The organism is Phycisphaerae bacterium (assembly GCA_035384605.1).
Taxonomy (GTDB): Bacteria; Planctomycetota; Phycisphaerae; order UBA1845; family PWPN01; genus JAUCQB01.
This window is the reverse complement of the sequence record DAOOIV010000104.1, coordinates 2,908-17,375: the sequence shown is the minus strand read 5'-3', so window position 1 is coordinate 17,375 and position 14,468 is coordinate 2,908. Positions and strand designations below refer to the sequence as shown.

At 62.1% G+C, this 14,468-nt stretch carries 10 protein-coding genes; 4 read left to right on the top strand and 6 right to left on the bottom strand.

Going from position 1 to position 14,468, the window contains the following annotated elements; translation table 11 throughout:
• Positions 1 to 63 precede the first annotated feature (63 nt).
• Entirely contained in the window at positions 64 to 801 is a 738-nt protein-coding gene (locus PLL20_17675) for an RluA family pseudouridine synthase (protein ID HPD31825.1), read from the top strand.
• 314 nt (positions 802 to 1,115) lie between these two features.
• Here the strand turns inward: PLL20_17675 and PLL20_17670 are convergent, their stop codons facing one another.
• A complete protein-coding gene (locus PLL20_17670; GenBank protein HPD31824.1) occupies positions 1,116 to 2,285 on the bottom strand; it encodes an ATP-binding protein in 1,170 nt (389 codons plus the stop codon).
• Positions 2,286 to 2,660: 375 nt separating this feature from the next.
• Here PLL20_17670 and PLL20_17665 point away from each other — a divergent pair, with 375 nt between their 5' ends.
• Both PLL20_17665 and PLL20_17660 read left to right on the top strand, forming a co-directional pair.
• A complete protein-coding gene (locus PLL20_17665; GenBank protein ID HPD31823.1) occupies positions 2,661 to 3,986 on the top strand; it encodes a homoserine dehydrogenase in 1,326 nt (441 codons plus the stop codon).
• On the top strand, positions 3,983 to 5,182 hold the full coding sequence (locus tag PLL20_17660) for a cofactor-independent phosphoglycerate mutase (GenBank protein ID HPD31822.1): 1,200 nt from the start codon (positions 3,983 to 3,985) through the stop codon (positions 5,180 to 5,182). The genes PLL20_17665 and PLL20_17660 overlap by 4 nt, the downstream gene beginning before the upstream one ends.
• Before the next feature lie 165 nt (positions 5,183 to 5,347).
• Here the strand turns inward: PLL20_17660 and PLL20_17655 are convergent, their stop codons facing one another.
• From PLL20_17655 to PLL20_17640, 4 genes are read right to left on the bottom strand one after another with little or no spacing between them, the layout of a single operon-like run.
• Entirely contained in the window at positions 5,348 to 6,958 is a 1,611-nt protein-coding gene (locus PLL20_17655) for a type II secretion system protein (GenBank protein HPD31821.1), read from the bottom strand.
• A gap of 2 nt (positions 6,959 to 6,960) precedes the next feature.
• Entirely contained in the window at positions 6,961 to 8,496 is a 1,536-nt protein-coding gene (locus PLL20_17650) for a type II secretion system protein (protein HPD31820.1), read from the bottom strand.
• Complete coding sequence (locus PLL20_17645) at positions 8,493 to 9,455, bottom strand: prepilin-type N-terminal cleavage/methylation domain-containing protein (protein ID HPD31819.1); 963 nt, start codon at positions 9,453 to 9,455, stop codon at positions 8,493 to 8,495. The genes PLL20_17650 and PLL20_17645 overlap by 4 nt, the downstream gene beginning before the upstream one ends.
• A gap of 17 nt (positions 9,456 to 9,472) precedes the next feature.
• Positions 9,473 to 10,318: a type II secretion system protein gene (locus tag PLL20_17640; GenBank protein HPD31818.1), complete on the bottom strand. Its 846-nt coding sequence runs from the start codon at positions 10,316 to 10,318 to the stop codon at positions 9,473 to 9,475.
• A 625-nt stretch (positions 10,319 to 10,943) separates the two neighbouring features.
• Here PLL20_17640 and uvrA point away from each other — a divergent pair.
• Positions 10,944 to 13,781, top strand: a complete 2,838-nt coding sequence (gene uvrA / locus PLL20_17635; GenBank protein HPD31817.1) for an excinuclease ABC subunit UvrA — start codon at positions 10,944 to 10,946, stop codon at positions 13,779 to 13,781.
• A gap of 18 nt (positions 13,782 to 13,799) precedes the next feature.
• On the opposite strand, the gene PLL20_17630 is transcribed toward uvrA, so the two are convergent.
• Positions 13,800 to 14,045 carry a hypothetical protein gene (locus tag PLL20_17630; GenBank protein HPD31816.1) on the bottom strand — a complete coding sequence of 82 codons (246 nt, stop codon included), beginning with the start codon at positions 14,043 to 14,045 and terminating at the stop codon, positions 13,800 to 13,802.
• Between the last annotated feature and the right edge of the window lie 423 nt (positions 14,046 to 14,468).

The following is a 14,468-nucleotide window of genomic DNA, read 5'->3' as shown; positions in this document are numbered from 1 at the left end:
AACAACATCGGCAAAGGCGTCAAAACCGCTACAATGAATGTCAACACGACCTAGTAACCTCCCATGTCCCAACCCATCGACATCCTGTTTGACGACGAGCACCTGGTGGTGGTGAACAAACCCGCGGGCATGTTGACCGTTCCGGGCCGGCAGGGAGGCGTCTCGCTTCGCGAGATCCTGATGCGCGACCGGATGAAAGACACTACCCTGCTGTTCGTTCACCGCCTCGACCGCCACACCAGCGGCGTCCTGCTGATGGCCAAGACACAGCAGGCCCAGAGTTTCCTCTCGGTACAGTTCCAGAAACGTGAGGTCGAAAAAGACTACCTTGCCCTGGTCAGCGGCAGCCCCGAAGACGACAGCGGCGTCATCCACGCCCCGCTCGCGCCGCATCCGCGTCTGACCGGCGTGATGGTCATCAACCAGCGCAAGGGCAAGCCGTCGGTGACCCGGTGGCGGGTCGAGGAGCGGCTCGGACCGGTGACTCTGCTGCGATGCCGCCCGCTGACCGGCCGTCAGCACCAGATTCGCGTCCACCTCAAGGCCCTGGGGCTGCCGCTGCTCGTCGACCCGGTGTATGCGGACAGCTCGGCCTTTTTCCTGTCACAGCTCAAGCCCAACTATCGGCCAAGCGCCAAGCACGAGGAGCGCCCGCTCATCGACCGCCTGAGCCTGCACGCCCAGTCGTTGACCTTCGTCCACCCCGGCACCCAAACCCGCATGCGCGTCGATGCCCCGCTGCCCAAGGACTTCCGAGCTGTGCTGACACAGCTCCGCAAACTCCGCGACGCCCAATCCTGATGCCTTCCTTCCCCCCTTGGCAAGGGGGGATCGAGGGGGGTCAATAGCAGGGCCGGCCTCAACGAACTGCGATCGCGACGAGCAGAAGAACACAGTTGCCGAGTTGGATGCAAAGATGCGGAATGCGCACGCAGAGCGGAACGGCCCTCGCATGGCTCTTGTTTATCGACACAAAACCTTCGTTGGTGAGTTCGAGGCGTGCGGTGGCCCGTGTACTTCTTGCGTTCAGCCTTCCTCTTGCACGCTTGATGAAAGCTTGGCCAAACGCATTGCGCAAGCCTCATGTCAGAAGTCCTGTGGAGATCATGCCTGCTCTACACCCACTCCAGCTTGCCAATCGTACTCCACGGCACAAGCTTGACCTCGTCCCGGCTCTGCGCAGCCGAGCCGCCGTGGATGACGATCGCCTCGGTCTGACGCAGGGGTTTCAGGATCTCTTGCACGCGCCGGGCACTCTTGAGCATGTCGCCGGTGACGGTTTGCCCGGCCTTGGCTTCCACGATGGTCAACTTCCTTCCCTGCTCGACAATCAGATCTGCCTCGATCCCGTGCTGGTCGCGATAGTAGAACAGGTGGCCGTGTTCTCCCTGGTTGACGCGGTGCTTGAGGATCTCCGACACGACCCAGCTCTCGAAGACGGCGCCCCGTAGCGGGTGGGTCCGCAGTTCATCGGCGCTGCGGATGCCCAGAAGCCAACACACCAGGCCGCTGTCAAGGAAATGGAGCTTGGGCATCTTCACCAGCCGCTTGGCGATATTGCCGCTGAACGCCGGAAGACGAAAAGCGATGAAGCAAGTCTCCAGCACCGACAACCACGCCTTGACCGTCGGCTGGGCGATGCCGCAGTCGGAGGCCAGAGAAGACATGTTGAGCATCTGTGCCGTCCGCCCGGCGCAAATGCCGAGAAACCGCTGGAAGCTGGTCAGGTCGCCCACGTTCGAGACCGTGCGAACATCACGCTCGACGTAGGTCGCTACGTAGGATGCATACCAGTCCTTCGGGTCGAGTTTCCGGTCGAAAACACCGGGGTAGCTTCCCGAGAAGATGACCTCGTCCAGAGACCTGGGATGGCGTTTGAAGCGGCGGACTTCGCCGTGCACCAGCGGAAGAAGCTGCATCACCGCCGTGCGGCCGGCCAGCGACTGGCTGACCGATTCCAGGAGGGCCAGATTCTGCGAGCCGGTCAGAATCCATCGGCCCGGTTTGCGTTCGGCGTCGATCATGCCCTGCAGGTAGGAGAGAATCTGCGGACAGCGTTGCACCTCGTCGATGATGGCCCCTTTGGGAAACTGTGCCAGGAATGCACGGGGGTCTTCACTGGCAAAAGCTCGCACGTCGGGCGATTCAAGGTTAGCGACCGGGTGATCGGCAAACACGGCCTGACACAACGTCGACTTGCCGCTCTGGCGGGGCCCGGTAAGAGTGACCGCCGGGAACGACTTGGCCGCCTTCTTGAGCCTGGGTTCAAGATCGCGCTTGATCATGAGCCTGATGATACCTCCGCTCTGTGCTATTTCAAGATCGGATCTTGAAACACCCCACAACAGTTGCCGTTCTCCGGCCCCCCGTTCAGCCCCCTGGGTCGACCCGCCGACCGGGCGCAAGCCCTTGTTTCCATCGGGTTTGCATGCCCGCAAGCCCGCCGCTTGCATCCCAATCCACCGAGCCCTAGATTGATCGATTCGCCGGACGGTCTGGCCCGTCCGATCGATCGGTCAGTAGGGCCGACGCCCTCGTCGGCCCCCAGCTTGGCTGAACGCTGACGGCTGATTGCTGACAGCTTTAGTTTGCCGGAGAGCGACCCCCTGCGACTCTCCCTTATGAAGGGGGAGAGGGGAGATCGTGTGGAGGCACGGTCAATGAGTGATGTTTTCAGAATCGGACTGATCGGCTGCGGAACGGTCGGACAGGGCGTGGTCCGCATCATCCAGGCCGAGGCCGCCGAAATCGAGCGAAAGACCGGCGTTCGGCTGGAACTGGCCCGCGTCGTGGACAAGGACCCCGCCCAGGCCGCCAAGGTCAACGTCCCGGTCGGGCTGGTCAGCACCAGCGCCTCCGACGTCTTCAACGACAAAACCATCAATGTGGTGGTTGAGCTGGTCGGCGGAACGACCGTCGCCAAAGACTTCGTGCTGGCGGCACTCAACGCAGGCAAGAGCGTGGTGACCGCCAACAAGGCCCTGTTGGCCAAGCACGGCAGGGAGATCTACGCGACCGCCCGGCGGAACAATTGCTGCGTGGCGTTTGAGGCAAGCGTCGGCGGGGGCATCCCGCTGATTCTGCCGCTGCGCACCGGTCTGATCGCCAACCGCATCAACGCCATCTACGGCATTCTCAACGGCACCTGCAACTACATCCTTAGCGAGATGAGCCGGAACGGCAAACCCTACGCAATGGCGCTCGCTGAGGCCCAGGCCGCCGGCTACGCCGAGCTGGACCCGACGCTTGACGTCAACGGCACCGATACCGCCCACAAGCTCGCCGTCTTGGCATCGCTGGCCTTCTGCTGCGACGTGGACTTCGGGGCCCTGCACATCGAGGGTATCGATCAGCTCGATGCGATCGACCTGGCCGCCGGCAGGGAACTGGGCTACGTCTGCAAGCTGTTGGGCATCGCTCAGCGGACCGACGACGGCATCAGCCTGAGAGTTCATCCCTCGTTCGTTTCAAAAAAGCACCCGCTGGCCTCGACCAGCGGCTCGTTCAACGCCGTCAGCGTCTATGGCAATTGGGTCGGCCACGCGCTCTTCTACGGTCGCGGAGCCGGCAGCAAGCCGACCGCCAGCGCCGTCGTGGCCGACATCGTCGACATCGCCATCGGCAACGCCGGCCGGACCTTCGAGCGCTTTCGAGTGCTCAGCGACGTGACCGGCCCGCCCAAGTACGTGCCGATGGAACAGCTTCGCTCGCGCTACTACATCCGGCTTAAGGTCGTGGATCGCCCCGGCGTGATGGCCGCGTTCACCAGGGTTTTCGGTGACCGGCAGATCAGTCTCAAGGCCGTCACTCAGCATGAGACGCCGCAGGTGCCCGGCGACAGAACCGCGACCGTCGTGGTGCTGACCGACGTCGCCCAGGAGGGCCACGTCCAGGCGGCGTTGAAAGAAATCGGTTCGCTCGATATCGTGCGCGAGTCACCGGTCATGATCCGGGTGGTTGAGGAACACGAAGAGTATCCGACATGAAGTACGCAATCATACTGCCCGACGGGGCCGCCGACGAGCCAATCCCGCAGCTCGACGGCAAGACCGCCTTGGAAGCGGCCCGCATCCCGAACATGAACTGGATCGCGGCCACCGGGCGGTCCGGCCTCGTCCGCACCATCCCCGAAGATTTCACTCCCGGCAGCGACGTGGCCACGCTCAGCGTCATCGGCTATGACGTCAGGGCCCACTACACCGGCCGGGCGCCCCTTGAAGCGGTTGCCAACAACATCAGCCTTGGCCCTGACGACCTCGTCTTCCGCTGCAACCTGGTCACCATCATCGACGGGCGCATGGAAGATTTCTCGGCCGGACATATCTCCCAGGCCGAGGCCACCCAGGTCATCAACGACCTGCAATCCGCTCTGGGAAACGATCGTATTTCGTTCCACGTCGGCGTCGGCTACCGGCATCTGATGGTGGTCAAGGGCGGCATCTCGATGAAGGTCAACTGCCAGCCGCCGCACGATATCCCCGGCGAGGAGGTCGCCGGCTATCTGCCCACCGGCAAGGGCAGCGACGAATTGCGGGAGCTGATCGCCAAATCGCAGGAAATCCTCGCCAACCACGACGTCAACATCGTCAGACGTGATCTGGGCGAGAACCCGGCCACGTCCATCTGGCTGTGGGGTCAGGGCGGAAAACCCAGGCTACCGAGCTTCCAGGAGAAATACGGCCTGCGGGCGTCGGCCATCACCGCCGTCGATCTTATTCGCGGCATCGCTCTGAGCATCGGCTGGAAGCTCATCCAGGTCCCAGGAGCCACCGGCTACATCGACACCAACTACCGAGGCAAGGGCGAGGCGGCGGCCGCGGCCCTCGATGAAATGGACATGATTGTGGTACACATCGAGGCCCCCGACGAGGCCGGCCATAACGGCGACGCCGCCGCCAAGGTCAAGGCCATCGAGGAAATCGACGAGCACATCGTGGGCCCGCTCCTCGACAAGCTCAAGAGCTTCGACAAGTGGCGCATCCTGATCGCCCCAGATCATCCCACCCCGGTAATCAAGAAAACCCACTCCGCGGTTCCGCCGCCGTTCTGCATGGTCGGCACCGGCGTCGCCCCCGATCGCTCCGAACGCTTCACCGAATCCCAGGCCGAGGAATCAGGGCTCCGAATCGACCCCGGCCACGAGCTTATGGAGTACTTCCTCAAGTCCGGCAAGCTTGCATAAACCGCCGTCAACGAACGCCGCGGACGGCCGCGCTCTGCATCGTCTGACGTTCATGCTTCATAGAACAACCCGCCGCACGGTCTCGTTGGGGATTCGACCAAGCAAGCTGAGAGCCTGCCGCAGGCCACACCCGCAGTAACGGCTGCGCGATGAATGCTCACCGCTTCACTTCCACACGTGTATCAGGGTATGCGTGATTGGGTAATCCAAAGCTCCGCCGGGGGCGTAGGCCCGGATGGTGATCCGCAAGGCCCGAGGCCAGCGATAGGGGAAGGTGCGGTTGCGAAGATCATCATAGACATTGGGATCGGTCGGCAAGCCCGTCCAGACAAAGATGTGACCCGGCGGAACGGTCTCCCAGTTAATCGGCGAGGCGGCCGGCGCGTCATGCAGGGCCCCCGCGTCGTACGGCTCCCCCACATGCCCATCGCCGTTGGTGTCCGCAAGGATCGGCTGACCTTTGGCCGGATCGACGGCGATCTCGCTCGGGTCGTCATAGGTGAACTCGACCTTGAACTCCGAGCACGAAGGCAGGAAATAAGCCGCGGTCCGCTGCGGCATGCCCGGCGGCGGCGTAGGATCCAGTCGCGTGCGAAAAGAATCTGTCAGCGGGTTCTTAACGCGATCCGGAGCGTAGAACCAGTCGGGCCAGAAATGCACGGAATCTGACGATCCCCTCCTGACATAATCGGACGGGACAACCGGATTAGGCTTCGGCTGGTCCGGCATGTACGAGATGTCCGGCGGTGTGCGGCGCGCATCTGTTCGCTTCCACAAGCCTGTGGCGCTGGGGCGCTTCCACCAATAGACGCGCGAATCTGAAGGGTCTTTTTCCAACAGAAACTCACCCTGCTGCCGCCTGTCAACTCGGAAGAAACCGCCTCCGGATCCGGAAGAACTGTCGGCCTTCCTCTCGATATAGCACTCGTAAAGACCGAATCCGCCGGATGACGAGCCGCTGCGATCGTATGCATAGAACCCCGGGTTCATCCAACCGAGGATGCCGGGGAAGGTGATGGTATTATTGACGTCGTACCAGACATCGGTGACGGCTCTGGTCGCGTCACTACCAAGGAACGCGGGTGACACCAGCGGCCACTGGCAGGCACGCGTGTTCGTCGAGTCGTCGACCACGCTGGGCGGTTTGCGGAAACCCACCACCCGGCGGGCGAGGTGCCACTCGGAAGCGTACCACTGCTTGGCAAGCGCTTTTTCCACGAATTTGGGGACGCCGAGCCACTCGCCGGCCGCACTCAACTCGCCGAAATCGGCGTGACCGTACACGACCTGTTTGTACTGTTCGAACTGCGTCTGGCCGGCAGGGGGATGCTGGTAGATGAAGGGCTCAAACTGCTGCTGCGTCAGGAGCATCAGCACGTCGGCACGGTGAGGCAGCTCAGCGGATCGAACGGTGTCGCGGGCAACAATGGTGACACCCGCGATGGCCAAGACGCCCTTGGGAATCTCGGCAGCGTCCTTGCCCGGCAGCGTGTTGGTCAGGTCAACGAGTATCGCGTCGGCGGCCTGGAGAAGCTGGCGGTGCATGCGGGCTTGAGCCTGGGCCGCGCCGCTGGACTTGCCGGCCGTGGCAAAAATCGTCGCGATCAGCGTCATCATGCCCACGAGAATGACCAGCGAGACGAGAAGCTCGGTCAGGGTGAAGGCCCGTCGAAATGAAGAATGGAGAATGAAGAATGAAGAATTGGGAACCCCGTCCGAGGCGTGCGTTCCCTTTCTCCACTCGCCATTCTCGATTCTCGGTTCTCCAGTTCGCATAGTTACTCAACCATCCTCACGAACACACCGGCCACCGGCGACTTGGCCTGGAAGCTGTAACCGGTCCCCACCCGCTCGACGGCCGGCGAAACCACCCACGCATAGGGGATTTCCAATTCCCGAGGACTGCTCGGGTTCTCCGGAATCCACTCTGATGCCGCGCCGGCAACCGGCGGCTGACGCCTGATCTGCAAGGTCCAGATGTCGTCGGGGTTCCCCCTCTGCCCCTGACGGGCCGACACCTCGTAAGCGGTCCCGGCAGCAAGCGCCGCCGGGAAGATCTGCTCGTTGCTGCTATTGAAGGCATAAACGGATCGAGCCGCAACAAAGTACGAACCGGGTGGAAGCAGGTCGGCCACCGCCTGCGTGCAGCGGACTTCACCGGTACCGAGGTTGATCTGATCGAAACGAACCAGCCAAGGATGAGGGAAAAGCATATCCGTGCGCGAATCCATATCCGGTTTGGGTAGTCTCAGCTCCCTGCGATCATCCGGCTGGATGAAGCGAGGGTTATACCCCGCGACCTTGTCCTGGGACGGCTCGGCCTGCCGAGCGTAGCGGTTTGTCAGACTGCTCCGGTGCGTCACGAGAATCGTGACCACGAACCTCGCCCTGCCGGATGTGGGATCGGTAACGTGGTGAATGCCGATCCAACTGTATCGCCGCCCGGCCACGTCGGGGATGAAATCAGCGGGAAGCCGCTTCTTATATTCGTTCTTCTTGGGGTCGAACGCAATCAGCGGCACGGGAGGATAGACTTGATCGACAAGGTTCACCGGATAGACATCGGGAACCTGCCCGAGCGTGGGCGGGATCATCGAGCTACGCGGATCCTTCCCTTGTGATAGCCAGGTAAGATAGTTGAGCAGCAGATTCTGAGACGGGATCACGTAGGCGTAGTCCCACGCCCCACCCGGCCCGCTTGCCCCCTTCTCGCCCGTCCAGCCGGTGGTCTCGGTGAAAAGACGGACTTTGGGTGGACCGCCTGCCGGAAAGATACCGGTCAGGTAACTCGCTATGTTCAAGCCTGGTGGGCCGTATTCGACAACCCAGGGCGAGTCCACTGGCATCCAGTCCGTCAGCGGCGGCGGCGGCGGCCCTGATTTCTTCCCGCTCAGAGCCAACGCGAGCACGTCGTTGTTGTTGGCGGAATTGTCTATGACCGTATCCAAGTCGGTTGCCGTAACATCCGGCGCAAAGACCAGGTAGGATGCCACAGAATCACCGGTCAGGTCCGAGATGCTGGGCACTTTCAGCTTCAACGTGGCCAACGCCGCGTCGGCGACCGACTGGGCAATGTTCATCTGGACGGTCTGGGCGGCCATGTCGATGCCGATGGGGAAAATGGTGGCGACCATGACCATGCCGATGCCCAGAATGACGATGGCGATCATGAGCTCCAACAGCGAGAAGCCGGGAAACAGGAGACAGGAGACAGGAGAACCGCCGCAGCGGGCGAATGACTGAAAACGCGGCGGCGTTCCGGCATTCTGCCTCCTGTCTTCTGACTTCTGTCTTCTGTTCTCCGCTCTCTTCATCTCTTCTCCTCCAGAATCGCGCCGCTGAAACGATTGATGTAGATCGGCACACCCGTGCGAGCCAGCAGATCGCGCCGCGCAAGGTCGTCGTTGACGTTCTCCCACCTCCTGCGATCATAGGCGATCAGCGAGAGCGACGAATCCTGACCCAGCGGGTACTCCACGGAGGGATAAGCATCATGATTCTCAGTGAACTTCTGCGTGCGGTCGAGGTAGTAACAGTTTTCGCCGGGGTAACGAACCAGCTCGCCGAACCTGTTGAAGACCACCATGAAGTTCTCGAATCGGTTGTATGTAACGCCCTCGGCAGGTTCGTATTTCAGGTTGTTCTCCAGCAGGCTTGGAAACGCCACGGCGTTGGTCAGCGCCTCGCCGGGGGCGAGCCAGACGTGCTCGGGCAGCGCAACGGGCTCGAAGCCCCCGGAAGGAGCCTCGAACGCCGTTCCGGTAAGCTTCAGCAACCTGACCTGCTGGTGATTCAGCCAGACCGGCGGCGGGATGAAGCGCTTCAACATGTCGGCACGCTTGATTCCCGTCTCGTAGGGTGTCAATCCTTGGATGTTGACCATGAGCTTACTGTCGTTGGTCTTGAATGCCCGTTCGATCCGCAGGGCAACCGCCGTGTCCTGCGCCCGAGCGATTGTCTGGGCGTTAACCAGCATGCTGCTGAGAGTGCTGATGGCCGAGGCGGTCTGATTCGAGGTAAACATCGGACCCAGGGCCGGCACGGCCAAGGCCGCCACAATCGCCAGAATGCCCAATACGACCAGGAGTTCGGTAAGAGTAAAAGCCGAGGCGAGGAAAGGGTTCAGGGATCCCGCCTTCGCGTCCCCGGACCGTGTTAAGCGGGGCCCAGGGTTCAGAGCCACGCTGCGACGACTGCTTGCTCCGACCGATAGCCGATAGCCGAGAGCTAACAGCTTTGGTGCGGCTGCCTGCGTGGGCTTTCCATTCGCCATTCTCTGCTCCCCGTTGTTCATGGCCCCTGCAATACCACGTCGTCGGTCCGGCCGATCGGGGCGAACGCGCCGCCCACATCAAATTTCCCATCCTTGCCGGCCGAGCGAAGCTCCCATCGAACCAGATCGCTTGTCTGCCGCCTGACCGCCCACCGCAGCGGCTTGTCCCAGGCGTCCGTAATCTCATATAAGGCAGCGTAGTTGCCCGTACCTGCCAGCACCGCCCGATCGAGATCCAGATTATCGCTCTTGCAGGCTTCCGGCAGCTTGTTCATCATGGCCCTGGATCGGGTGCTCATCTGAGACAGGAACAAGACCAGACATTCGATGCTGGCGTAGTCCTCGCCGGTGGGGTCCTGCTTGGGGCTCCTCCATTTCACATCGATACCGTTTGGGAGCAAACCCTCTCGACCAATGGGACCGGCGTTGGCCCCCTGCAGGTAAGCGCGAACCATGTTGCTGAATTGCCTGGAAGCCTGCTGTGCCTGGTCGGGGATGTCCTCGTTCAGCAGCGGTGCGGTCGGGTTGTCAAGGTCGATTTGCGCAATGGGCGTCGGGGGCAGGGAACCGAAGTAGGCCTTGTAGCCCAAGGTGTTGTCGGGAGCAGGCAGCCTCCACTCCTTCCTGGGGTCCGGGCCGGTGGTGCTTCGCGGGTCGCCGCGACCGCTGGCCATCGACCGGTCGTCTGCGAATTCCTCGATGGCCAGCTTGAGGGCGATCATCGTCGCCAGCGTGCCTTTGGCTTTGGAACTGTTCAGCACGCCCATGACGCCGACCACGGCCAAGGACAGGAGCACGGCGATGATCGAAATCACCGCGATCATCTCGACAAGCGAAAAGGCGCGAACGGCTCTCAATCGCATGGCTTTCATCCGTTCCAACCCGCCCTTCACCCCCGCTGCTTCAGCCAACGACTCCCCTGCCGGAAGGCGAACATAAAGTCTTGTCAGGCCAGACTTTAAGCGCACACGCGGCAACCATTCACCCGCATGCAACTGGGCTTCTCTACCGTGTATCATTCGGCACCCCACGTGTCAGGCCAATCTCCAGCCTTGACAAAAGGTTACGGAACGTCGACAGGCTCGGTCGGCCTCTGTCCGATCTTATTCGCAATCGGCCGTGCTGACAAAGGAGGGGACTCGGGGTGGTGTCAGTTGTCCGACTGAAGACTGATCGCTGACAACTGACCGCTCGCTTTCTCCTTCCTTGCATTCCCCCGACCATCGCATAGGCTGGCAGATTGGCGCATTGTCTGTTTCCTCAGGAAGAACAGGATGAGCAGCATAACAAAGCCCCAATGACGAAATCCCAATGACCAGTCAAACCCCAAACCTCAATGACCAATTCCCAAGGAGCGATGCTCCCTCGCCTCTGGAATTGGGCATTCGTCAATGCGCGGACGCTCGGATTTCGTCATTCGGACTTGGGCATTGATTGGCCATTGGAGCTTGGGCATTGGGGTTTGCCCAACATGGAGTGTCGAACGAGATGACACTGATAGCCGGCAACACTGACCGGTTCATCCGAATCCAGGGTGCCCGGCAGCACAACCTGCGCAACATTTCGCTGAACATACCCCGCGATCGGTTCGTGGTCATCACCGGACTGAGCGGCTCGGGCAAAAGCTCCCTGGCCTTCGATACCATCCACGCCGAGGGGCAGCGCAAGTACATCGAGACGCTCTCGGCCTACGCCAGGCAGTTCCTTCAACAGATGACCAAACCGGACGTCGATCACATCGAAGGCCTGCCCCCCACCATCGCCATCGAGCAGCGAACCGGCGGAATGAACCCGCGCTCGACGGTCGCGACCACAACCGAGATTTACGACTACCTGCGGCTCCTGATGGCCCGCGTGGGCGAACCGCACTGCTGGGTGTGCGGACAACGTATCGACCGCTATTCGCCGCAGGAAATCGTCGACACGGTCATGGCCCTCCCCCCGAACACGCGGATCATGGTGCTGGCCCCCGTGGTGCGCGGGCAGCGGGGAACCCACCAGGAGGTCTTGCAGCAGATTCGCCGCGAAGGGTTCGTGCGCATTCGGGTCGACGGGCGGGTCTACGACGTGAAAGAGCCGCCCTCGCTCGCCAAGACGCGCAAGCACACCATCGAGGTGGTCATCGATCGCCTGACGGTCAAGCCCGGGACGAACATCCGGTTGGCCGAAAGCGTGTCACTGGCGCTGAACCTCGGCGGGGAAACGGTGATCATCGCTTTCGACCGCGGACAGGGCACGTGGCAGGAGCGGATGTACAGCTCGCGGTTCGCCTGCCCCAAACACCCGCAGGCGAGTGTGCCCGATCTTTCGCCCGGCCTGTTCAGCTTCAACTCGCCGCACGGGGCTTGCCCGACGTGCGACGGCCTGGGGCACGTGCCTGAGTTCGACGAAGACCTTGTGGTGGCCGATGCGTCGCTGTCCCTCGCCCAGGGGGCAATCGACGCATGGCAACACAGCGGCAAACAGCTCAACATCTTCTATCGCAAAATGCTCAACGAGTTCTGCGAGAGCTTCAAGGTGCCGCCGGATGTACCGTATAAGAACCTGCCGGCCGAGATTCGTCGGATCCTCATGTACGGCACCAACAAGGAGACGGCCGCGAAATATGGTGCCAGGTTCGAGGGCGTGCTGCCCAACCTCAAGCGCCGATGGGAAACGACGGACAACGAGAGCGTCAAGCAGCGGCTGCACGAGTTTCTCAGCGAACGGCCGTGCGAAGCCTGCGGTGGAGCCAGGCTCCGGCCCGAGGCCCTGGCGGTCAAGGTCGGAGGCAAGAACCTGCACGACATCACCCGGATGACCATCGAGCAAAGCCACGCCTTCTTCGGCGGGCTCAAGCTGACCGGCGAGCGGACAATCATCGCGTCCCAGATTCTCCGCGAGGTCATCCAGCGGCTGCGGTTCATGATCGACGTCGGCGTCGGGTACCTCGGGCTTGACCGGGCCAGCTCGACCCTATCGGGAGGCGAGGCCCAGCGGATTCGGCTGGCCACCCAGGTCGGCAGCGGCATGGTCGGCGTGTGCTACGTGCTTGATGAGCCGACCATCGGCCTGCACCCCCGCGACAATGGCAAGCTGATCGGCACCCTGCGGCGCATGACCGACGCGGGAAACACCGTCCTGGTGGTCGAGCACGACGAAGAGACCATCCGGGCGGCCGACTACCTCATCGACATGGGGCCCGGTGCCGGTTCGCATGGCGGCCAGGTCGTCGCCGCCGGGCCGATCAACGAAGTCCTGCGACACCCGGAGTCGATAACCGCCAAGTACCTGCGAGGCGAGGTGACCATCCCCCTGCCCGAGAAGCGCCGGAAGGTCGTGCTCGCACAGTCGATCCAAATCAAGGGCGCGGCCGAGAACAACCTCAAACATATCGATGTCACCATTCCGGTAGGCTGCTTCGTGTGCATCACCGGTGTGTCAGGCAGCGGCAAGAGCACGCTGATCAACGAGGTGTTCCTCAAAGGCCTGCGACGGCTGCTCGGTCAATCGAGGGCCCCGGCCGGCAAGCATGAGCAGATCATCGGGGCCTCGCGGGTGGATAAGGTGGTTCAGATCGATCAGTCGCCGATCGGCCGCACGCCACGGAGCAACCCGTGCACCTACACCGGAGCGTTTGACCTGATCCGGGCCCTATTCGCCCGCACGCGCGAGGCCAAGATTCGCGGGTACCGGCCCAGCCGCTTCAGCTTCAACGTGAAAGGCGGACGCTGCGAGGCCTGCCAAGGCCAGGGCACCAAGCGGATCGAGATGCACTTCCTGCCCGACGTGTTCGTCGATTGCGACCTCTGCAAGGGCCGGCGATACAACCGCGAAACGCTCGAGGTGCGGTATCGAGGCAAATCGATCGCCGACGTGCTCGATATGCGGGTTGAGGAGAGCATCCCGTTTTTCGCGAATTTCGAGCGGATCAAACATCTGCTGTTGGCTTTGGATGACGTCGGGCTGTCGTACATGACGCTCGGGCAGTCATCGACCACGCTGTCGGGCGGCGAGGCCCAGCGCGTCAAACTCGCGGCCGAGTTAGGCAAGCCGGCCACCGATCATACGCTGTACGTGCTCGACGAGCCGACCACCGGCCTGCACTTCGCCGACGTGCACAACCTGCTACGCGTGCTGAACCGGCTGGTGGACAAGGGCAACAGCCTCGTGGTCATCGAACACAATCTCGAAGTCATCAAGTGCGCCGACTGGATCATTGACCTGGGCCCCGAGGGCGGCGACGCCGGCGGACAGGTGGTCGCCGCCGGACGGCCGGAGGAAATCGCCCGTGATGAACGCTCGCACACCGGGCGGTTTCTGCGATCACGCCTGGCGACGACTTGAGATTAGTTGAGGAAAGGCTCAGGGCGGGTTTTCGCCCTTACGAGAGAGATCTCGACCATTCGCGTCCTCAATCCGAACGATATGCAGGAGCGAGCAATACATCATGCGGTCGGCGATTCCGCTGCCTTCTTGTTCCTCGACACCGATGGTCACGGTCGACCGGCCGATGATGGCCATTTCCGGGTGGCGCACCTCATACGTTGTGCCGTCGGAAAGATGGATCCTGACCGGCACGAACGGCTGTCGCCGCAATAGATCTCGCAAGTCTTCAGGCCGCATATAGACAGTTTAGCGAACCTGGAGCCGCTCGGCAAGCACGAATAGCCCTTAGATGGGACACCTCCCCGCTGGTCCCAGATTCCCACCTGCTGCTCCCAGATTCCCACCCGCTGGTGCCAGATTCCCATTCGCTGGTGCTAGATTCCCATTCGCCGGTGCCAGATTCCCATTCGCCGGTGCCAGATTCCCATTCGCCGGTCCCAGACTCACATTCGCTGGTCCCAGATTCCTATCTGGGACCCCTCCGTTGACGATCCCCATCGTCATTCGTGAGAGAACGCGGAAGGGATTCCGCTCCGAGATACGGCCCGGAAAGGATTCCGGGCCGAGCCAGATTCCGGCGCGAGCGAGATTTCGCTGGTCCCAGATTCCTATCTGGGACCCCTCCGTTGACGATCCCCATCGTCA